Origin of the sequence: Streptomyces sp. NPDC008313, from assembly GCF_042956125.1 — a bacterium.
In the GTDB taxonomy this organism is placed as follows: domain Bacteria; phylum Actinomycetota; class Actinomycetes; order Streptomycetales; family Streptomycetaceae; genus Streptomyces.
The window spans coordinates 1-20,251 of the sequence record NZ_JBIBFR010000010.1 but is presented as its reverse complement, the minus strand read 5'-3'; the positions used below and the strand labels follow the sequence as shown (position 1 = coordinate 20,251).

The window sequence follows — 20,251 nt, the reverse complement described above, 5'->3', positions numbered from 1 at the left end:
TCATGGCATGACCACCTCAGTGAGCGGTCCAGCCGCCGTCGAGCACGAACGACGTACCGGTGACGAAGGACGCCTGAGCGCTGCACAGGTAGGCCACCGCCTCGGCGACCTCCTCCGGCTCGATGAGCCGCTTGACCGCGCTGTCGTGCAGCAGCACCTCGGAGAGAACCCGCTCCCGCGAGATTCCGTGGGCCTTCGCCTGATCGGCGAGCTGCTTCTCGACCAGTGGGGTGCGCACATAGGCGGGGTTCACACAGTTCGAGGTGACTCCGTGGGGCGCGCCCTCGAGCGCGGCGGTCTTGGAGAGGCCCTCCAGCCCGTGCTTGGCGGACACGTACGCGGACTTGAACGCCGAGGCGCGCAGTCCGTGGACCGACGACACGTTGACGATGCGGCCCCAGCCCTGTCCGTACATGTGCGGCAGAGCACCTCGGATCAACCGGAACGGCGCTTCCAGCATCACGGTGAGCACGGTGTGGAAGACGTCGGGCGGGAACTCCTCGATGGGCCGCACGAGCTGCAGCCCGGCGTTGTTCACGAGGATGTCGGTCCCGGCCGCCGCCAGTTCCGCCGCGTCCAGGTCGGTGAGGTCCAGGGCGTGCGGCTCGACGGCCCCCGGCAGGCACCGGGCCTCGTCGGCCAGTGTCTCCAGGCCGGCGGCGTCCCGGTCCACCGCTCTCACCTTGGCTCCCGCGGCGGCGAGCCGCAGGACGCAGGCGCGGCCGATGCCGCCCGCGGCGCCGGTGACGAGTGCGGTGCGGCCGCCGAGATCGGGTGCGGAGGCGGGGAGGCCCGGGAGAGGGCTGGACGCGGTCATGTCCCGACCCTAGGCAGCCACCATGCCCCGACCCATGTGGCCGACACCCATACTTGCTTCTCAGCTCATAGGGTCGAACCACGTGGGTGTGTCGGACAGGGCCAGCTTGATCCGGTGCAGCCCGAACTCGTTCAGATCGGGCAGTGCGTCGACCTCGAACCAGCCCACCTCCAGCGACTCGTCGTCGTTGACGCGCGCCTCGCCACCGGTGGCCCTGCACCGGAAGGTGATGTCCATGTACTGACAGGTGTCGCCGTTGTCGTAGGTGACCGGCTGCAGGGCCTGGACGAGCAGGACCCGTTCGGCGACGCAGTGCACGGCCGTCTCCTCGTACACCTCGCGCACGGCGCAGGCCGCGGGCTGCTCCCCGGGCTCCGGGATGCCACCGATCACCGACCACCTGCGGTTGTCCGAACGGCGCCCCAGCAGCACTCTTCCGTCGTCGTCGAGGACGATGGCGCTGACCCCGGGCAGCCAGAGCAGCTGATGCCCCGCCGAGGCCCGGATCGTGCGGATGAAGTCGGGAGTGGCCATGGACCGACCCTAACGGTCCCGTCGTCTCACCCCGCCACCGGTGGGAAAGCCCGGCCGCCGGTCACCGGCCCTCAGTCGCAGGCCGTCAGTCGCAGGCCCTCAGTCGCAGGCCGTCGTTCAGCGGGCCGTCGTGGACGGTCCCGTCGCGGGGGCCCCGGCGGACGGCCGGCGGGTTACACGGCGACGGGCCACGACGGCCCAGCCGAGGCCGCCCGCCGCGACGAGCACCAGGACCGCCTCGGGCAGCACCCCCATCCGTGTGGCGGGCGTCTTCGAGGAGCGCAGCGGCACCTTCTGGACCAGGGAGCCGGCCACGAACATCCCCGTACGCTGCGTGATCCTCCCGTCCGGCATGATCACGGCGCTGACGCCGCTGGTGACCGGCACGGTGACGGTCCGGCTGTGCTCCACGGCGCGGACGCGGCTCATCGCGAGCTGCTGGTAGGTCATCTCGCTGCGGTCGAAGGTGGCGTTGTTGCTGGGCACCGAGATCATCTGCGCGCCGTGGGTGACGGTGTCCCGCACGGCCCAGTCGAAGGCGGCCTCGTAGCAGGTGGCGAGCCCGACCCTGGTTCCGTCCATGGTGAACACCCCGGCCTCGGTGCCGCGGCTGAAGTCCTGGCGCACCATGGTCGTCCAGTTCTCGTTGACGGCGCCGAGGAGGGAACGCAGCGGCAGGTACTCGCCGAACGGCTGGACCTGCCGCTTGTCGTAGGTGTCGACGGCGCCCTTGTCGGGGTCCCAGAGGATCTGCTCGTTGTAGAGCCTGCCGTCGCGCTCGACGACGCCGCCCACCGAGATCGGGGCGCCGACGGCCCTGGCAGCGGCGTCGATCACCGCGCGCGCGTCGGGGTTGGCGAAGGGGTCGATGTCCGAGGAGTTCTCCGGCCAGAGCACGAAGTCGGGCCTGGGGACGTCACCGGAGGCGACCTTCGCCGCCAGCCGCTCGGTCTCCCGCACGTGGTAGTCGAGCACGGCACGCCGCTGGGCGTTGAAGTCGAGCCCCGCGCGCGGGACGTTGCCCTGGACGACGGCGACGGTCGCCGTGCCGTCCTCGGCGTCGTCGCTGACCAGTGAGCGGGCGGCGAGCGCCCCCAGCACCGGCACGGCCACGCCTAGCGCCGCCACCACGGCGGCCGGGCGCCTCAGAGCACCGGCACCGCGCCCCTCGACGACCAGGCGGACCACGTCGCACAGGCCGAAGCCGCACAGCACGACCGCGAAGCCGAGGACCGGTGTCCCGCCGAGAGCGGCGAGCGGGAGGAAGACCCCGTCGGCCTGCCCGAAGGCGATCTTCCCCCAGGGGAAGCCGCCGAACGGCACGCGCGCGCGTGCCGCCTCGCCCGCGGTCCACAGGGCGGCCGCCCACAGCGGCCCGCCGGGCAGCCGGGAGACGGCCGTGACGCCCGCGGCGACGAGGGCGACGAACACGGCCTCGACCGCGGCCAGGGCCAGCCACGGCCCCGGACCGACCTCCACGCCGGTCCACACCAGCAGCGGCAGCAGGAAGCCCAGACCGAACAGGTAGCCGAGCCCGAGGCCCGCCTTCCAGGTGCGGCCGTGCAGCAGCCACCCGAGGGCGGCGAAGGCGGGCAGGGCGAGCCACCAGAGGGTGCGTGGCGGAAAACTGACGTAGAGCAGGACTCCGGAGAGCGCCGCGGCGGCGGCCGGAGCCAGCCGTCGCGCCAGCCGGACCCCCCGGGAGGCGGGCGCCGTCTGGGGGGCGAGCTGTTCCGGCTCGTCTACGGAGGTGGCGGTGGCGGTCACCCGGGGAGTCTACGGCGCGTGACCTGGGCGCGGACAGCACGGTCCGCGCGGCCGTGCGCGGCGGGCCGCCCGCGGCCCGCTGGGCTGGGCACCCCGATCTGCCGCAACGTTTCTGCGCAACTCGTCCACAAACCGGCGCATCACCCGTTACCGTGTGCCCGAGCCTCTGACGTGCGGTCCGACGCGGCCACGGCGGCCGAGGTCCGTCATACGTCGGGGGGCGACGGGGTGAGGTCCACGGGGAGGACGCCTGCGGTGGAATCGGCTGCCGAGGATGCCGGACGGAGCGTTTCGGACGTGACCGGCGTGCTCGTGCTCGGCGCCTGCGCGGCCTGGTCCCTGATCACGGCGGCCACCCGAGGGGGCCGCCCCGAGGGCATGCTCCTCGCGGTGCTCGCGGTGGCCGCCGGGTACGCGGCCGGCCGGGTCTGCGGGGCGCTTCTGCCGGTCGCAGCGCCCTGCGCCGGGGCCCTGGCCGGGCTCGGTCTCGCCGTCACCGGCCCGCACACCGCCCTCGGCCCGCAGCTCGCGCCGCCCCTCGGCCACACCGGTGCCACCGCGGCGCTGCTCGCCCTGTCCGCCGGCGCCGCGTGCTGTGCCGCCTGGTCGGCAAGCCCGCCGACGCTGCGGCTCGCGCTGCGGCTGCTGGCCATCGGCATCGCGGTGGCCGGCGCCCTGCTGGGGTCGACCACGGGATTCGCCGCGTGCGCCGGGGTGCTGCTCTGCTCCCTCGCCGCCGACCACGTGCGCCACCGCGCGCTGGGGATCGCGGGGCTCGCGTCCGCCTCGGTCCTGGTGGCGGCGGCCACGTGGGCGATCGCCGAGGACGCGCTGCCGGACGGACCGGCGGCGTCGCTGGAGGGGCAGCTCACCGGCCACCGGATCCAGCTGTGGCGCGACGCGCTGCGCATGGTCCACCACAACGCGGTGCTGGGAGTGGGGCCGGGGCGGTTCGGGGAGCTCAGCCCCACGGCCGGCCAGTCGCTCCTGCCCGACCACCGGCCGCACTCCGCTCCGCTGCAACAGGCGGCCGAGCAGGGCCTGGTCGGCGCCGTCCTGCTCGGAACGGTGTTCTGCTGGGTTCTGTTCGCGCTGTGGCGGTCGCCGCGCTCCACGCCCGTCGCGCTGACCGCGGGGGCGGCCCTGACCGCACTGGCCGCCGTCGCCTCGGTCGGCAACGCGCTGAGCTTCACCACGGTGACCGCGGGCGCGGGCCTGCTGGCGGGCCTCGCCACCGCCCGGCCGCTGGCGGACGAGCGGGACGCGCACACCGGCGAACCCGGGTGAGCGGGCGCGGACCGGGGCGCCGGGCCGGGGGCACGCCGGGTCAGACACGCGGAGGGCCGGAGACGCTACAGATCAGGGACGCGGCCTATCAGGACTGCGACAGATCAGGGACGCGGCCGGTCAGGGCGCGGCGGGCGCGCTGCCCGGGCGGAGCCGGTCGCGGATGATCCGTACGGCCGTCTCCGCGTTGTCCACCGTGATGGTGAAGGTGTGGCCGTCGCCCAGACGCAGCACCAGACCCTCGCCCCGGCGGACGATGACGGCGGTGCCCTTCTCGGGCCGCCACCGGTAGCCCCAGCCGCCCCACTGACGGGGCGTGACGCGGGGCGCGAACTCGGCGCCGACGACGCTCGACAGGGGGATGCGGCGACGCGGCAGTCCCATGTGACCGCAGCGCACTTCCAAGGACTCCTTGTCGACCCTCACGGCGACGTGCACGAAGGCGAGGGTGCCGAACAGCACCAGGAGCCCGGCCGCGATGCAGCCGACGACGGACATGGCGAGCGCGGCGACACCGGACGTCCACGCGGAATCGACGGCCAGCTTGATGCCGAGCGCCAGACAGGCCGCACCGGCGAGCGCCAGCAGCCACTGGACGCGGTTGGTGGCGCGTCCGATCCAGATTTCGGGATGCGGCACGTGCGCGCCGTGGGGGTCGTCCCTCATGCCCATGAGAGTACTCAGGTTCCGCTGCGCGGGCACGACGTCACAGAGTGTCACTTTCCGGCCGACGAGGGGGCCGCCGGCGTCCGGCCGTGACGCGGGTCAGCGGACGGGGGCGACCGCCGGCAGCAGCCTGCCCTCTTCGTACGCCAGCGCGGCGGCCGGCAGCGCCGTCTCGCGGCCGGCGAGCAGCACCGTGAGCGAGCCGTCGGCGGGTGCGTCCACGGCGGGCTGTTCACCGATCCGGCGCAGCGCCTGCGCGGCGACCGCTCCGGCCGAGCCGTGCAGCACGAGCGGTGGACGGTCGGGGCGCTGGAGGGCGGCGCGGATGCGCTCGGCGACCAGTTCGTAGTGGGTGCAGCCCAGGACGACGGTGCTCACGTCGGCGGGGGTGCGGGCCGCTGCCGCGGCGACGGCGGCGTCGACGGCCGCCTCGTCCGCGTGCTCCACGGCGTCGGCGAGCCCGGGGCACGGGACCTCGGTGACCGGCACGCCGTCGGCGAACTCCCGGATGAGTCCGCGCTGGTAGGGGCTGCCCGTGGTGGCGGGCGTGGCCCAGATCGCCACGGGGCGGCCCCCGGCGGCGGCCGGCTTGATCGCCGGGACCGTACCGATGACGGGCAGGTCCGGTTCGAGGCGGGCGCGCAGGGCCGGCAGGGCGCGCACGGACGCGGTGTTGCAGGCGACGATCAGCGCGTCGGGCCGGTATCGTGCGGCGGCCTCGGCGACGGCGAGCGCGCGCCGGGTCACGTCCTCGGGCGTACGGGGCCCCCAGGGCATGCCGGCGGGGTCCGAGGAGAGGATGAGATCGGCGTCGGGCCGCAGCCGGCGCACCGCGGCGGCCGCCGCGAGGAGGCCGATTCCTGAGTCCATGAGCGCGATCTTCACCCGGTCACCTTAGACGATCGGCCTCGTGGGCTGCCACGGTGAGGCAGACTGCCCCGCGTGAGCGCCGTCGTGTGGACCGCTGTCGGATCACTGGCCGCCTGGCTGTGGCTGCTGCTGTGCCAGGGCTTCTTCTGGCGTACGGATCTGCGGCTGCCGCCGCGCCGTGACCCGGAGGACTGGCCCGCCGTCTGCGTGGTGGTGCCGGCCAGGGACGAGGCCGCCGTGCTGGCGGACAGCCTGCCCTCGCTGCTCGCCCAGGACTACCCGGGGCGGGCCGAGGTGTTCCTGGTCGACGACGGCAGCTCCGACGGCACCGGTGACCTCGCCCGCGAGCTGGCCGGGCGGCACGGCGGGCTGCCGCTCACCGTCACGACTCCGGGGGAGCCCCCGGCGGGGTGGACGGGCAAGCTCTGGGCCGTGCGCCACGGCATCGCCCGGGCACGCGCGCGTGCGCCCGAGTACCTGCTGCTCACGGACGCGGACATCGCCCACGCACCGGACAGCCTGCGGGAGCTGGTGGCGTCGGCACGCCACGGCGGCTTCGACCTGGTCTCTCAGATGGCCCGGCTGAGGGTGGCGAGCGCGTGGGAGCGCCTGGTCGTGCCCGCGTTCGTCTACTTCTTCGCGCAGCTGTACCCGTTCCGCCGGATCGCCGTACGGGGCTCGCGGACGGCCGCCGCGGCCGGCGGTTGCGTCCTGCTGCGTCTGGAGGCCGCCGAGCGGGCGCGGATTCCGGACGCCATCCGCCAGGCCGTCATCGACGACGTCGCGCTCGCGAGGGCGGTGAAGCGCTCCGGGGGCCACATCTGGCTGGGGCTCGCCGAGCGCGTGGACAGCGTGCGCCCCTACCCCGGGCTGCCCGACCTGTGGCGCATGGTCTCGCGCAGCGCGTACGCCCAGCTGCGGCACAGTCCGGTGCTGCTCGCCGGTACGGTCCTCGGGCTGGCGCTGGTCTATCTGGTGCCGCCGGTGGCCTTCTTCGCGGGCCTCGCCTCGGGCAGCGCCCCGGCCGCGGCGGCGGGGAGCCTCGCGTGGCTGGTGATGACCGCGACGTATCTGCCGATGCTGCGGTACTACCGGCAGCCGCTCGCCCTGGCCCCGCTGCTGCCGTTCACCGCGTTCCTGTACCTCCTGATGACGGTCGATTCCGCCGTGCTGCACCACCGGGGACGCGGTGCGGCCTGGAAGGGCCGAACCTATGCGCGTCCGGAGCCGGCGGACCCCGCGCCGGAGCGGGGCTGAGGGCTCACTTCCTGCCGGGGGTCCAGTTCATGCCCCAGCCGTAGGCGTGGTCGACGGTGCGCTGGGGGCTCACCCCGCGCGCGGGGACGAGGTAGCGGGCCTCGCGCTGGACGACCAGGTCGCCGCCGTTGTTGGTGATGAGGGCGAGCGCGCACACGGTCGAGGGCACCGTGCACTCGTCGAGCGAGAAGTCGATCGGGGCGCCGTTGCCGGGCTGGAGGGTGACCGTGGCGTGCAGGTCCGCGAAGGAGCGGGCCCCTTCGTAGATGGTCACGAAGATGAGGACGCGCCTGAGGCTCTGCTTGTGGTCGAGATTGATGCTGAGGTTCTCGCCGCTCTCCAGCGAGCCGGTGCGGTCGTCGCCGTCGAGGTGGATGAACGGCGGCTGGTGCAGCGCCCCGAACGCGTTGCCGAGGGCCTGGACGACACCCTTGCGGCCGTCGGAGAGCTCGTACAGCGCGCACAGGTCGAGGTCGAGGTCGGCGTGCCGGGCGACGGCGCGGCCCCGCTTGCTGCCCCATCCGGAGAACTGCTTGCGCACCTGCCAGTTGAGGTTCACACGCATGGCGCCGGTGGTGCCGCCCTGCTTGGTCAGGGAGACCGAGGGGGCCTCCTTGGTGAGCGTGACCTTGGTGAGGCGGACGGACACGGCGGGCGGGGCGGCCGGTACGGGCGGCGGCAGGGTGACGGGGGGCGCCACCGGGGGCGGCATCATGACGGGCGGAACGGTGGGCGGCGGGCCGAACCCGCCGGCCACGGGCGCGGGGGGTGCGGCGGGCGGGGCCTGCGGTTCGTCGACCGTGATCCCGTAGTCCGTGGCGAGCCCCGCAAGGCCGCTGCTGTAGCCCTGCCCGACGGCACGGAACTTCCAGGCGCCCTGCCTGCGGTAGAACTCACCGAGCACGAACGCGGTCTCGACGCTCGCGTCGGCGCTGTCGAAGCGGGCGACCTCGCTGCCCTGTGCCGCGTCGAGGACCCGGATGTACAGGCCCGGCACCTGTCCGAAGGTGCCGCCGTCCGAAGAGGCGGCCAGGACGACGCTCTCGACCGCGGGCTCCACGCGCGCGAGGTCGACGAAGAGCGTGTCCGTCACCTGACCGCCCGCGTCGCGCTTGCCGTCGTGGCGCACCGCGCCGGAGGTGTGCGCGGGCTGGTTGTAGAAGACGAAGTCGTCGTCCGAGCGGACCTTGCCGGAGACCAGCAGCAGCGCCGAGGCGTCCGCGTCGGGCACGCCCGGGCCCGAGCGCCAGCCCAGTTCGACGCGGAGTCCGCCGGTCGGCACCGGAACGTTCGATCCCTTGGACATTGGCATGTCGGCCCCCATCGCATGTCACCCGCCGGGCCGCGTCCAGACACCCGCCCGGTTCCGTTGGCGGCCAACCTATTCCCCCGCGACGGCGAACACCCACCCACCTGCGCGGGAAGATCCGCGGCCGACCGCCGGTAACCCCTCAGGAACTCGGCTTTTACCCGATCGGAGCGGCGCCTGCTGCCCTTTTTCACCGAGTTCGCTCACATTGGGGATTCGGCGTCACCGCCGACACGGAAAACAACCCTCTTATCGGTCTCCCCAACCAGCACATCGTGGGCTTAACTTATGGCCATGACCTCCCCCCGCTCCACCTATGGCGGCGGTTACTACTCCGCGCCGTCCTTCCCGGACACCCCGATCTACGACTCGCTCGTCGCCGAGCGGGGCACTCCTCAGATCGCCCCGATCCGGGTCCCCTCCGTGTATGACACGGGCAGCCATCTGCCCGCGCTCCCGTCGGCACTTCCCGCTCTGCCGGCCGGTCCGTCCCACCACTCCCCCGTCTACGGTTATCCGCAGGCCCAGCAGCCCGCACCGCTGCAGCAGGCCGCGCCGTACATCCCGCAGCAGGCGGCCGGCCCCCGCGGATACCCGGGCGTCCAGCAGCCGCAGCGTCCGATGGCGACCGGCACGGGCTACGAGGCGATGCGCCCCGCGGCTCCCCGCCCCGGTCCGGCTCCCTACCAGGATCCGTACAACGGGCAGCAGTACCGGGGGTACTGAGCGCCTGTCACGCCGGATGTCGGCGACTGCTGGCACCATGGCGTCATGGGTCACGCGGAACTGAGCTCCATACACGTTCATCCGGTCAAGGCGTTCCGGGGCCACGCGCCCCGGGAGGCCGCCGTGGAGCCCTGGGGGCTGTCAGGAGACCGGCGCTGGACGCTGATCGACCACGGGGGAAGGGTCGTCACTCAGCGCGAGCAGCCGCGCCTCGCACTGGCCGCCGCCGGGCTTCTGCCCGGCGGCGGCGTCCGTCTGTCCGCGCCCGGCCGCGAGCCGGTCACCGTCCCGGTCCCGGACCCAGCCGGCACGACGACGGTGGACATCTTCGGCACCAAGGTGGAGGCGGTCCTCGCCGGTACCGAAGCGCACGCCTGGTGCAGCGACCATCTGGGGACCGAGGTGCGCCTCGCCCACCTCGACGACCCCGCCACGCGCCGGCCCGTCGACCCGGAGTACGCGCGCCCCGGCGAGACCGTCTCCTTCGCGGACGGCTTCCCGCTGCTGGTCACCACGCTCGCCTCGCTGGACGCGCTCAACGCCCTGATCGCGCGGGGCGATCACGCCCACGAGGGCCCGCTGCCCATGAACCGCTTCCGGCCGAACCTGGTCGTGGCGGGATGCGACCCCTGGGAAGAGGACCGGTGGTCGCGCATCGCCGTCGGCGAGGTCGTCTTCCGGGTCGCCAAACCGTCCGGACGCTGCGTCGTTACCACCACCGACCAGGACAGCGCCGAGCGCGGACGGGAGCCGCTGCGCACCCTCGCCGAACACCGCCGGATCGGCCGCGGGCTCGTCTTCGGCCAGAACCTGGTGCCCGAGTCCACCGGCACCGTGCGCGTCGGCGATCCCGTCGTGGTCCTCACCGAGGGGACGGATCCGGACGTGACGTGACCGGACCCGTACGAGGGGAACCCCGACCGGGAGCACAGTCGTTTCACTCTTGTGAGAAGTTCATGAGAGACCGGCGGGGGCTCGGGGGTGACTCCCCGCCTCCGCGCCGGACCCGTACGCGGACGGCACGCGACGGGTTGTCACGGACCGGAAGGGGGCGCGGGACGGTGGGAGCGATCGGGGGCCTGTGGCGCTGGCGGCACAACCCGCTGCGCCGTACGACGGATCTCGCCGAGGCATGGCTGGCGCTGGTCACGATGGTGCTCGTCCTCGTCGTCGCACCCGTGCTGGGCGCGGTCGTCGGGAGCGCCGCCCAGGACGTCCTGCAGCGCTCGGTGCGCGAGCAGCGCCAGGGCCGCCACAAAGTGCCCGCGACCGTGGTCAGAAAGCTGAGAGGCGGTCCTCTGGACCCCGATCCGGAGAGCGCCTCGACGCGCGACACCCGCAGCCGCGTCCTCGCCGACTGGACCGCTCCGGACGGCACCGCGCGGCACGGCACGGTCCTGGCCGCCCTCAAGTCCCCGCGTCCTGGCGACCACTTCACCCTGTGGACCGACCGGCGCGGCCGCATAGTCGGCCGCCCGCTGGACGCGGCCACCGCGACGACCCACGCCGTCCTGGCCGGGACGGGCGCCGCCGTGCTGTCGGCGGGACTCGTCGAGGCCGGCAGACGGCTCGTCCTGTGGCGCATGGTCCGCCGCCGGTACGCCCGTTGGGACCAGGCATGGGACCGGGCCGGTCCGGACTGGGGCAGGACCGGCACCGGCTGCTGACCGCCTTCCCGCTCCGGTCAACTCGCCGCGCCCGCGCACGCTACGGTGGACCGGCCGAAGTGTTCGGCATTTCCGCGAGAACCCGCGTACGACGAGGTGGGGGCACAGCAGCGCCATGGCACAGGGCACGGTCCAGGTGACGCACACCGGCACCTCGCGGTGGCGGCGCCGCACAGGAGAGTACGCATCGCTGGCCGCCGCCCTGGAGGCGGCGGGCGACGGCGACGTCCTCACCGTCGCCGCCGGCACCTACCGGGAGAACCTCGTGGTGCTGCGCGCGGTGACGTTGCGCGGGCCCGAGGGCTCCCCCGGCTCCGTGCGCATCGCGCCCGTCGACGGTGTGCCGCTCACCGTGCGGGCGTCGGCCGTGATCCAGGACCTGCACATCGAGGGGCAGGACGCGGCCGCGCCCGCGCTGCTCGTCGAGGAGGGCACCCCGGAGCTCATGGACGTGCGGATCGTGACGCGCTCCGCCGCGGGGATCGAGGTGCGCGGCGGCGCGCGCCCGACCGTGCGCCGGTGCACCGTCGACAATCCGGCGGGCATCGGGATCGCCGTAGTGGACGGCGGCGGCGGGGTGTTCGAGGAGTGCGAGGTCGTCGCCGCGGGCCAGTCCGGCGTCGCCGTGCGCGGCGGCGGCCGTCCCCGCCTGGAGCGCTGCCGGATCCACCACGCCTCCGGGGCGGGGCTGTCGGCGACCGGTGAGAACGCCTCGCTGGAAGCGGTCGGCTGCGAGATGTACGAGGTCAAGGGTTCCGGGGTGCAGATCACCGGGCGGGCCACGGCGCACCTCACGGACTGCGACGTGCACCGTACGACCGGCGACGGCGTCACGCTCGACACGGACGCGGTGCTGACGCTCGCCGACTGCCGCATCCACGACATCCCGGAGAACGCGGTCGACCTGCGCTCGCGCTCGGTGCTCACGCTGACGCGCACCACGGTGCGGCAGTTCGGGCGCAACGGCCTGTCGGTGTGGGACCCGGGCACGCGCGTGGACGCCAACCAGTGCGAGATCTTCGACAGCACCGGCGACTACCCGGCCGTCTGGGTCAGCGACGGCGCGACGGCGGTGCTCGACTCCTGCCGGGTGCACGACGTGCCGGACGCCCTGTTCGTCCTCGACCGGGGCTCCCGGGTGGACGTCGTCGACAGCGATCTGACGCAGGTGCGCAACACGGCGGTGTCGGTGAGCGACGGCGCCACCGCTCAGCTCGACGACTGCCGGATCCGGGACGCCGCCACGGGCGCGTGGTTCCGCGACCACGGCAGCGGCGGGACCCTGTCGGGCTGCACCGTGGACGGCGTCCAGACCGGGATCATCGTCACCAAGGGCGCGGATCCGACCGTCGAGCGCTGCACGGTCATCTCGCCCGCCGAGGCCGGGTTCTACGTGTCGGCCGGGGGCCGCGGCAGCTTCCACCACTGCCGGGTCACGGACAGCGGTGGCTACGGCTTCCATGTCATAGACGGCTGCCGGACGACGCTGCGCAAGTGCCGTACGGAGCGCTGCGCGCGCGGCGGCTACGAGTTCGCCGACGCCGCCGGGCAGGAACCGGGCGCGGGTCCCGTCGTCGAGGACTGCGCCGGTGACGAGAGCGCGGGGCTGCGGCCCCCGGTGCCGGAGACCGCCGTGCAGACCGCGAACCGCTCCCCGGGGCTGCTGGGCGCGATCCCGGGCCAGCGCAGCACCGAGCAGGAACCGCAGGTGAGCGCCCCCGGTCCCGACCGGCCGGACCGTACGTCCACGGCAGTCCTGGGTGAACTGGACGCGTTGGTGGGCCTGGAGAGCGTCAAGCGCGAGGTGCGCGCGCTCACCGACATGATCGAGGTGGGCCGCCGCCGGCAGCAGGCGGGTCTCAAGGCGGCGTCCGCCCGCCGACACCTGGTCTTCACCGGCTCCCCCGGTACGGGCAAGACGACGGTCGCCCGGCTGTACGGGGAGATTCTTGCGTCGCTCGGTGTGCTGGACAAGGGCCATCTCGTCGAGGTGTCCCGCGTGGACCTGGTCGGCGAGCACATCGGTTCGACGGCGATCCGCACCCAGGAGGCGTTCGACCGGGCGCGGGGCGGTGTGCTGTTCATCGACGAGGCGTACGCGCTGTCCCCGGAGGACTCGGGCCGCGACTTCGGGCGGGAGGCCATCGACACGCTCGTGAAGCTGATGGAGGACCACCGGGAGTCCGTGGTGGTGATCGTGGCCGGTTACACGGCCGAGATGGAGCGCTTCCTGTCGGTCAACCCCGGTGTCGCGTCACGGTTCTCCCGGACCATCACCTTCAGCGACTACGTCCCCGAGGAGCTGCTGCGGATCGTGGAGCAGCAGGCCGAGGAGCACGAGTACCGGCTCGCCCCGGGCGCCGCCGAGGCGCTGCTGAAGTACTTCACTGCGATCCCCAAGGGCCCCGCCTTCGGCAACGGCCGTACGGCGCGGCAGACGTTCGAGGCGATGGTGGAGCGGCACGCGGGCCGGGTCGCCCAGTTCGCCGAGCCGGACAAGGACGACCTGACGCTGCTCTACCCGGAGGACCTGCCGGAGCTCCCCTGAGGCTCCCCGCCGGTCTCCCCGGGCGCGCCGTCGCGCGGGCCGGGTACGTCAGGTCTCAGCCGTGCCAGCAGCCGCGCGCGTTCCTCGGCGAAGGCCGGGTCCGCCTGGTAGTCGCTGTGTCCGAGGATCGGCGCGGGCAGCGGGTGCAGGGCGGTGCGTCCGTAGGCGAGGGGGTCCTTGAGGGCCTCCCGGTCGACCTGGGGGCCGCAGTCGCCGGGCAGCCGGACGGGGCCGCCGATGGGGTCGGTGGCGCGGTAGAGGTTGCGCCAGCAGTCCACCTCGCGGTGCAGGGAACTGAGCGAGGCCTCGCCGAAGTGGGCGGGGAACCAGCGTCCGTAGAGCCGCTCGAGCGGGGAGCCGTAGGTCAGCAGCGCGACCCTCTTGCGCACGGACGGCTTCAGCTGCCAGGCGGCTGCTGCCGCGAGCACGCTGCCCTGGGAGTGCCCGGAGAGCACCAGCCGGCCGCCGGTGGCGTGCGTCCAGGTCGCCATGCGCCAGGTCAGGTCCGGGACGGCGCGCTCGGCGTAGCAGGGCGGTGCGAAGGGGTGGGCGGCGCGCGGCCAGAAGGTGCCGACGTCCCAGAGGATGCCGATGGTGCGGCGGGCCGAGGCGTCCTTGTAGGCGCGCCGCCCCCAGGTGACGAAGAGGAGGAAGCCGAGGCCGATCAGCCAGGAACCGAGGGCCTGCGCGGTCTCGGCGCAGCCCCGCACGAAGGCGTACGTGCCGCGCGCGGCGTCGTCCGGTGCCTCCTCGGTGACGAGGGCGCCGACGAGTGCGCCGGCGCCGAGGAACAGGGTCACGGCGGAGGTGACGCCGACGACGCGGGGGGCGCGGTCGGTGAGGGAGGCCATGGCGCGGACGGTGGCGATGCGGCGGGTGCGGGCGAGGTCCTCGGGTTCCCCCGCGTAGTCGAGTTCGACCACGGCCGTCTCGCGGCGCCGCAGCATCCGGGTGCGCAGGGCCAGCCAGGCGACGAGGCACAGGAGCACGATCAGCAGGGGCGGGATCACGGACGACTGCCAGATCAGCAGGACGGGCGGGCCGAGCAGGGACTCGCCGGTGCCGCCCAGCCAGTCGGCGACGCGCTGGGCGACGCCGCCGGACATCACTCCGCCCAGCGCGCAGGCCAGCATGGCGACGGCGGGCCCGGCGAGGCCCCGCATCGCGGTGCGCCGGTCGGGGCGGGTGCGGTACAGGACGTGGGCGACCACCGCGAGGGCGACGACGATGAGGCCCTGGACCAGGGCGATGGCGCCGAACGTCATGTCGCCGGGCAGCCGCTCGTGCGAGTGCCAGCCGGGCCGTGACCATCCGGCGTACACCAGGGTGAGCGCGAGCAGGGCGAGCGAGCCGAGGGGCAGCAGGCGGACCGTGCCGCGGTCCAGGTGCCGGTCGATCAGGTGCTCGCTGCGGCCGCGTCGGCCGACGACCCAGACCACGGCCAGGACGCCGGTGACGAGCGCCGCCTCGATCAGCGCGCCGAGCGTCCGCAGGGCGGCGGGTCCGCCGGGGGCGCGGTCGTAGCGGGCGGCGGAGGTGCCGACGGCGGCCGCGACGGTCAGGAAACCCACGGCGGTGTGCGCGGCGCGCAGCCGGGCGACGAGCCTGCGTCCGTACCAGAATCCGGGCCGCCCGAGGCCGGTGCCGGTGGTCTCCTCGTCGGGCCCGGTGTCCCCGGTGGGGGGCTGCTGCGACTCGTAGGCGCTCCAGGTGCGGTGCGACAGGTACCAGAGGAGGCCGGTGAGCGCGGTGGGCACGAGTCCCGCCAGGGCGAGGCGCCGTCCGGGCTGGCTCCACCAGCCGTCGTGGGACACGTCCGGTGACAGGAATCCCAGCCAGCTGTGGCTCTCGGCGCAGGCGCGGGCCCCGGCGCACTGCCAGGCCGTCAGATCGAGGGCGACCTCGCAGGCCCCGGCGACGAAGAGCACGGTGAGGCTGAGTCCGGTGAGGCGGACCAGCAGCCCGTACAGCCGGACCGTGCGCGGCCGGCCGCGGGTGGTGGGGCGCATCCAGTGGGCGAGGTTGACGACCATGAAGGGGAGCAGGAGGAGCCACAGGGCGCGGGAGCCGTTGCCGGAGGTGAGGTTGCACCAGACGTAGGCCTCGGGGACGGGTTCGTCTCCGCGCTCGCCGGGTCGGCGCTCGGCGTCGGCGTCGGCGGCGCGCCGGTAGACGGCGGCCGTCTCGTCACCCGTGATCCGGACCGTGCGCGGATCGTCCAGCATCTCCTGGGGCGTCGTGCCCCCCACCCCGTGGACCAGGAGTTCGAGGGCGGCCCCGGCTCGTCCGGACCGCTGTGCGGGGGCGTCGGGCGCTCCCGTGGGAATCTGCTCTCGCGCACGTTCCACTGTTCCGCTCTTCCCCCGGGGGATGCCCGTTCGGCGCGTGTCATGTGCAGGATCAGGATCTCCTTTCCGGGGTGCGCCTACACCTGAAGCCGCCGAATCTCCCCGATACGTGTGACGGGCGCGTACGGAGGGTGCCGCGGGACGGGTGTGGCGGGGACGCGGGCAGTGGCGCGGTGGGCGGCGCCACGTGCGAGGATGGGACGTCCTTCGCGCGGGGGACGGGGAGAACGTCCTCGTCACGGCCGGTGCGCAGGGCGGTGCGGAGACCTGCGGCGAAAGGACCGGAGCGGACGTGAGTGAGAATCAGAACCTCCTCGCGGAGCAGCGGCGCGCTCTGATCCTGGACGAGGTGCGGCGCCGGGGCGGTGTCCGGGTGAACGAGCTGACCCGCAAGCTCGGCGTCTCCGACATGACGGTCCGTCGTGACCTCGACGCCCTGGCCCGTCAGGGCGCGGTGGAGAAGGTGCACGGCGGTGCGGTGCCGCTCGTCGAGGCGAGCACGCACGAGCCGGGGTTCGAGGCCAAGTCGGGTTTGGAGCTGACCGCCAAGGAGGACATCGCGCGGGCCGCCGCCGAGCTGGTCGCGCCGGGCAGCGCGATCGCCCTGTCCGGTGGTACGACGACCTACGCGCTCGCCCATCGGCTGCTCGACGTCCCCGATCTGACGGTGGTCACGAACTCGGTGCGGGTGGCCGACGTCTTCCACGCGGCGCAGCGCACCTCCGGCCAGCGGCAGGGCGCGGCCACGGTGGTGCTGACCGGCGGGGTGCGCACTCCGTCCGACTCGCTGGTCGGGCCGGTCGCCGATCAGGCCATCGGGGCGCTCCACTTCGACGTCCTGTTCCTCGGCGTGCACGGCATATCGGTGGAGGCGGGCCTGTCGACGCCCAACCTCGCGGAGGCGGAGACCAACCGGCGGCTCGTGCAGTCCGCGCGCCGGGTCGTGGTGGTCGCCGACCACACCAAGTGGGGCACGGTCGGGCTGAGTTCGTTCGCCGCGCTGGAGCAGGTCGACACGCTGGTGACGGACGCGGGGCTGCCCGCCGAGGCGCGCGCGGAGGTTTCCGAGCACCTCAGGCGTCTGGTGGTGGCCGGTGCGCCGGGGGACGGTACAGACATCTGACGGGACGGCGGCTATCGTGGCGCTCCCCGCCGCGTCCGGCACGCGGCCGCGCTCCCGTGCTGTCCCGCAGCGCCGCTCCACCCGTCCGTGATGCTCGCCTACGCCCGGGGTCCATCCCCGCGAGGGGGTCTCGTCCATGGCACGCCGTCTGCGCCCGGTCGGAGTCGACTTCACCGAGACCGCTCCGGTGCGTCTGGTGTTCGCACGTGAGGTGGCGGCGCCTCCCGGGGCGCTGTTCCGGGCGCTGGCCGAGGACACGGCGGGCTGGTCCGAGTGGTTCTCCGCGGTGGTCTCGGCCCGGCCGACGGACGACGGCGCGGGCCGCGAGGTACGTCTGCGGGGCGGGGCCCGTTTCCAGGAGACCGTGCTGGCCGCGCGGCCGGACGAGGTGTACGCGTACCGGGTCGACGCGACGAACGTGCCCGGTGCCCTCGCCCTGGCCGAGGAGTGGCGGCTGACGCCGGTCGGGACGGGCACCCGCGTGCGGTGGATCTTCGCCGCCGACGGGACGGCGTTGTTCCGGTTCGCCCTGGGGACGGCGAGGACGGGGCTGGGCCGGGCCTTCCGCGACGCGGTGACCACCCTGGACCGGCGGCTGGCGTCGGCCCGCGCGTAGGCGGACCGCCCGGCCCCCGGGGCCGGGCGTCTCAGTCCGTCCAGACCCCCGTGGCCAGCAGGTTGTCGATGACCGCGGCGAAGGGCGCGATGTCCAGCCCCTGTCCGGCGAGCCACGCGTCGGAGTAGTACTTGTCGAGGTAACGGTCCCCGGGGTCGCAGATCAGGGTCACGACGCTGCCCGTGCGGCCGTCGGCGACCATCTCGGCGACGATCTTCAGCGCGCTCCACAGGCCGGTGCCGGTGGAGCCGCCCGCCTTGCGGCCTATGGCCCGCTCCAGCGCCCGTACGGCCGCGACGCTCGCCGCGTCCGGGACCTTCATCATCCGGTCGACGGCCCCGGGCACGAAGCTCGGCTCCATGCGCGGCCGGCCGATGCCCTCGATCCGCGAGCCGTGCTCCGTGGTGACGGTGGTGTCGCCGGTCGTCCAGCCCTCGAAGAAGCACGAGTTCTCCGGGTCGGCGACGCAGACGCGGGTGTCGTACTGCATGTAGTGCACGTACCGGGCGAGGGTCGCCGAGGTGCCTCCGGTGCCGGCCGTGGCGACGATCCAGGCCGGCTCCGGGAACCGCTCAAGCTCCAGCTGGCGGAAGATGGACTCGGCGATGTTGTTGTTGCCGCGCCAGTCCGTGGCCCGTTCCGCGTAGGTGAACTGGTCCATGTAGTGGCCGCCGGTCTCCACCGCGAGGGCGGCCGACTCCTCGTACATGGTGCGGGGGTCGTCCACGAAGTGGCACCGCCCGCCCTGGAACTCGATGAGCCGGCACTTCTCGGCGCTCGTCGTACGCGGCATCACCGCGATGAAGGGCACCCCGACGAGTCCGGCGAAGTACGCCTCGGAGACGGCCGTCGAGCCGCTGGACGCCTCGATGACCGGCCGGCCCGGCCGGATCCAGCCATTGCACAGTCCGTACAGGAACAGGGAACGGGCGAGGCGGTGCTTGAGGCTGCCGGTGGGGTGCGTGGACTCGTCCTTGAGGTAGAGGTCGATGCCCCACCTCTCGGGCAGCGGGAAGCGCAGCAGATGCGTGTCGGCCGAGCGGTTGGCGTCCGCCTGCACCTTGCGGACGGCTTCTTTGAGCCACTTCCGGTACTCGGGGTCGCTGTGGTCGACGTCGAGCGTGGCCCTGGGGCGGGCGGGCCGTGCCTGGTGAGTGGTGCTCACGGCGGGGCTCCTTCGGATAGCGCCGACGCCGGTTCACGCGGTCGGACACCTCGATCATAAACACCTTCCGCACGCTTCTCACCTGCATAAACGCATCTTTGAGCGCCTCAAAGGGACCCCTGGGGAGCGAGCGGGCGCAGGGGCCCGGGGGGCGCATCCCGGCGAGTGCTCCCACCAGCCCCGCCGCCTCGTCTCGCGCACTGGTGCTGGGCGCCGGGTGCGGGCAGACTGCACCGCACGGGGCGGCCTTCCCGGACGGGACGCACACTGGACAAAAGGGGAACCCGGCGGCTCCCGGCAGGGGTCGCGACGCCGGGCATGACGCTGGATCACGAGCACAGCCGAACCGCGCAAGGGGGCGGGACATCATGGCGGAGCCGGAGTTCACGGCCAGGGGTGTGCGGATCGGGAAGCGGCTGCGTTCGCTCACCCGGGCCGGTCAGGTCCGGATCAGCGACGGCAGGCTGGAGTTGCTGACCAGCTACGGCAGCGAGATCGACAGCGCCCCGGTGCAGGCGGTGCGCGCGTCGAAGCCCTGGTTCGCCCACGACGACCGCGCGCTCGCCGACGTCAACGGAACCCGCTATCTCCTCACCCTGGGCGACCACGACCCCGCCCCGGGCGAGTCGGGTCCGCCCCCGGCGAGCCGGTTCATCGAGGCCGTGCGCAGAGCGGCGGGGCGTGGGGGCTGAGCGTGCCGCGAGTTGCGGGACGGGACCCGCTGGGCCACGCTGGTCCCACATCACTCTGGGTTTACCGGCGATAACGCTGAAGAACCAGCCCGCCGGCCACCTCAGCAGGCGGCCGTTCCACTCAGCCACTCTGCTGGATCCGATCTCCGTCTTCTTCCGGACCTCATTCGGGGAGTCGCAGCCGTGATCAGCGAGCCAAGCAGGCATTGCACGGTGGAGCTCCAAGCCCTGCCGTCGCGGATCGGCCAGGTCCGCAGAATCGTATCTGCGCAGTTGCGCTACTGGCATATGGACGCCCTGATAGACCGGGCGGCGCTCGGCGTGACGGAACTGCTGAGCAACGTCCACCGGCACGCCGAGCCCGACAAGACGTGCACCGTGGAGATCGAGCTGCTGCTCGACCGCCTCACGGTCTCCGTGCGCGACCACGACCCCCGCCTTCCCGAGGTGCAGGACGCGGAACAGTCCGACACCTGCGGACGCGGGCTCGCCATGGTCGCCGCGGTGAGCGAGAGCTGGGGTGTGCGCCCGGACGGCGACACGGGCAAGGTTGTGTGGTTCACGCTTCCGGCGTCCGAGCCGGCGGTGTCGGTGCCCGTCATCCCGGCCTACGACGCGGCCCGCGAACCCGCGCACCGGCACACCGTCGACGCGCGCAGGGAACACGCTCCCGCCCGGTCCGCCGTTGCCGGCTGACCGGGCGGTGACCGTCCCCGCGCACCAGCGCCCCGGCCGGGGGGGGGGGCCCCCCCCCCCCCCCGGGGGGGGCCCCCCCCCGGCGGGGGGGGGCCCCCCCGCGCCCCCCCCCCCCGCCCCCCCCCCCCCCCCCCCCCCCCCCCCCCCCGGGCCCCGCCGCCCC

General features: G+C 73.8%; 18 protein-coding genes. 10 read left to right on the top strand and 8 right to left on the bottom strand.

Annotated features, from left to right (window positions below; genetic code table 11):
* Positions 1–16 precede the first annotated feature (16 nt).
* The 3 genes from ACFY93_RS15070 to lnt all read right to left on the bottom strand — a co-directional run bounded on the left by ACFY93_RS15070 (position 17) and on the right by lnt (position 3,118).
* Positions 17–817 (bottom strand): 3-hydroxybutyrate dehydrogenase, encoded by an 801-nt coding sequence (locus ACFY93_RS15070; RefSeq protein WP_391358099.1) that lies wholly within the window; start codon positions 815–817, stop codon positions 17–19.
* Positions 818–877: 60 nt separating this feature from the next.
* Positions 878–1,351 carry an NUDIX domain-containing protein gene (locus ACFY93_RS15065; protein WP_391358096.1) on the bottom strand — a complete coding sequence of 158 codons (474 nt, stop codon included), beginning with the start codon at positions 1,349–1,351 and terminating at the stop codon, positions 878–880.
* A gap of 117 nt (positions 1,352–1,468) precedes the next feature.
* Entirely contained in the window at positions 1,469–3,118 is a 1,650-nt protein-coding gene (gene lnt / locus ACFY93_RS15060) for an apolipoprotein N-acyltransferase (protein ID WP_391358093.1), read from the bottom strand.
* A 306-nt stretch (positions 3,119–3,424) separates the two neighbouring features.
* Here lnt and ACFY93_RS15055 point away from each other — a divergent pair, with 306 nt between their 5' ends.
* Complete coding sequence (locus ACFY93_RS15055; protein WP_391358635.1) at positions 3,425–4,405, top strand: O-antigen ligase family protein; 981 nt, start codon at positions 3,425–3,427, stop codon at positions 4,403–4,405.
* Between the two features lie 120 nt (positions 4,406–4,525).
* Here the strand turns inward: ACFY93_RS15055 and ACFY93_RS15050 are convergent, their stop codons facing one another.
* Positions 4,526–5,071 (bottom strand): hypothetical protein, encoded by a 546-nt coding sequence (locus tag ACFY93_RS15050; protein WP_391358090.1) that lies wholly within the window; start codon positions 5,069–5,071, stop codon positions 4,526–4,528.
* 99 nt (positions 5,072–5,170) lie between these two features.
* Positions 5,171–5,956, bottom strand: a complete 786-nt coding sequence (locus tag ACFY93_RS15045) for an aspartate/glutamate racemase family protein (protein WP_391358087.1) — start codon at positions 5,954–5,956, stop codon at positions 5,171–5,173.
* 57 nt (positions 5,957–6,013) lie between these two features.
* On the opposite strand from ACFY93_RS15045, the gene ACFY93_RS15040 reads away from it, so the two are divergent.
* Complete coding sequence (locus ACFY93_RS15040) at positions 6,014–7,198, top strand: glycosyltransferase (protein ID WP_391358084.1); 1,185 nt, start codon at positions 6,014–6,016, stop codon at positions 7,196–7,198.
* A gap of 4 nt (positions 7,199–7,202) precedes the next feature.
* Here ACFY93_RS15040 and ACFY93_RS15035 read toward each other — a convergent pair whose 3' ends face one another.
* A complete protein-coding gene (locus tag ACFY93_RS15035; RefSeq protein ID WP_391358632.1) occupies positions 7,203–8,504 on the bottom strand; it encodes a TerD family protein in 1,302 nt (433 codons plus the stop codon).
* A gap of 297 nt (positions 8,505–8,801) precedes the next feature.
* On the opposite strand from ACFY93_RS15035, the gene ACFY93_RS15030 reads away from it, so the two are divergent.
* The 4 genes from ACFY93_RS15030 (at position 8,802) to ACFY93_RS15015 (ending at position 13,448) form a co-directional block, all read left to right on the top strand.
* A complete protein-coding gene (locus ACFY93_RS15030; RefSeq protein ID WP_391358082.1) occupies positions 8,802–9,233 on the top strand; it encodes a DUF6643 family protein in 432 nt (143 codons plus the stop codon).
* A 45-nt stretch (positions 9,234–9,278) separates the two neighbouring features.
* Positions 9,279–10,127, top strand: coding sequence for an MOSC N-terminal beta barrel domain-containing protein (locus tag ACFY93_RS15025; protein WP_391358080.1), 849 nt, complete (start codon positions 9,279–9,281; stop codon positions 10,125–10,127).
* A 167-nt stretch (positions 10,128–10,294) separates the two neighbouring features.
* The gene (locus tag ACFY93_RS15020) at positions 10,295–10,900 is read left to right on the top strand and encodes a hypothetical protein (RefSeq protein ID WP_391358077.1); all 606 of its coding nucleotides are present in this window, start codon (positions 10,295–10,297) and stop codon (positions 10,898–10,900) included.
* Positions 10,901–11,015: 115 nt separating this feature from the next.
* On the top strand, positions 11,016–13,448 hold the full coding sequence (locus ACFY93_RS15015; protein WP_391358074.1) for a right-handed parallel beta-helix repeat-containing protein: 2,433 nt from the start codon (positions 11,016–11,018) through the stop codon (positions 13,446–13,448).
* Here the strand turns inward: ACFY93_RS15015 and ACFY93_RS15010 are convergent.
* Positions 13,418–15,796 (bottom strand): hypothetical protein, encoded by a 2,379-nt coding sequence (locus ACFY93_RS15010; RefSeq protein WP_391358072.1) that lies wholly within the window; start codon positions 15,794–15,796, stop codon positions 13,418–13,420. The two genes, ACFY93_RS15015 and ACFY93_RS15010, sit on opposite strands and share 31 nt — an antisense overlap.
* 292 nt (positions 15,797–16,088) lie before the next feature.
* On the opposite strand from ACFY93_RS15010, the gene ACFY93_RS15005 reads away from it, so the two are divergent.
* Positions 16,089–16,919 (top strand): DeoR family transcriptional regulator, encoded by an 831-nt coding sequence (locus ACFY93_RS15005; protein WP_391358069.1) that lies wholly within the window; start codon positions 16,089–16,091, stop codon positions 16,917–16,919.
* Between the two features lie 136 nt (positions 16,920–17,055).
* Positions 17,056–17,535 (top strand): SRPBCC family protein, encoded by a 480-nt coding sequence (locus tag ACFY93_RS15000; RefSeq protein WP_391358066.1) that lies wholly within the window; start codon positions 17,056–17,058, stop codon positions 17,533–17,535.
* 31 nt (positions 17,536–17,566) lie between these two features.
* Here the strand turns inward: ACFY93_RS15000 and ACFY93_RS14995 are convergent, their stop codons facing one another.
* Positions 17,567–18,700, bottom strand: a complete 1,134-nt coding sequence (locus ACFY93_RS14995) for a pyridoxal-phosphate dependent enzyme (protein WP_391358063.1) — start codon at positions 18,698–18,700, stop codon at positions 17,567–17,569.
* Positions 18,701–19,068: 368 nt separating this feature from the next.
* Between ACFY93_RS14995 and ACFY93_RS14990 the strand changes: the two genes are divergently transcribed.
* Both ACFY93_RS14990 and ACFY93_RS14985 read left to right on the top strand, forming a co-directional pair.
* Entirely contained in the window at positions 19,069–19,392 is a 324-nt protein-coding gene (locus ACFY93_RS14990) for a hypothetical protein (RefSeq protein ID WP_391358060.1), read from the top strand.
* A gap of 183 nt (positions 19,393–19,575) precedes the next feature.
* Entirely contained in the window at positions 19,576–20,088 is a 513-nt protein-coding gene (locus ACFY93_RS14985; protein WP_391358057.1) for an ATP-binding protein, read from the top strand.
* The last annotated feature ends 163 nt before the right edge of the window (positions 20,089–20,251 follow it).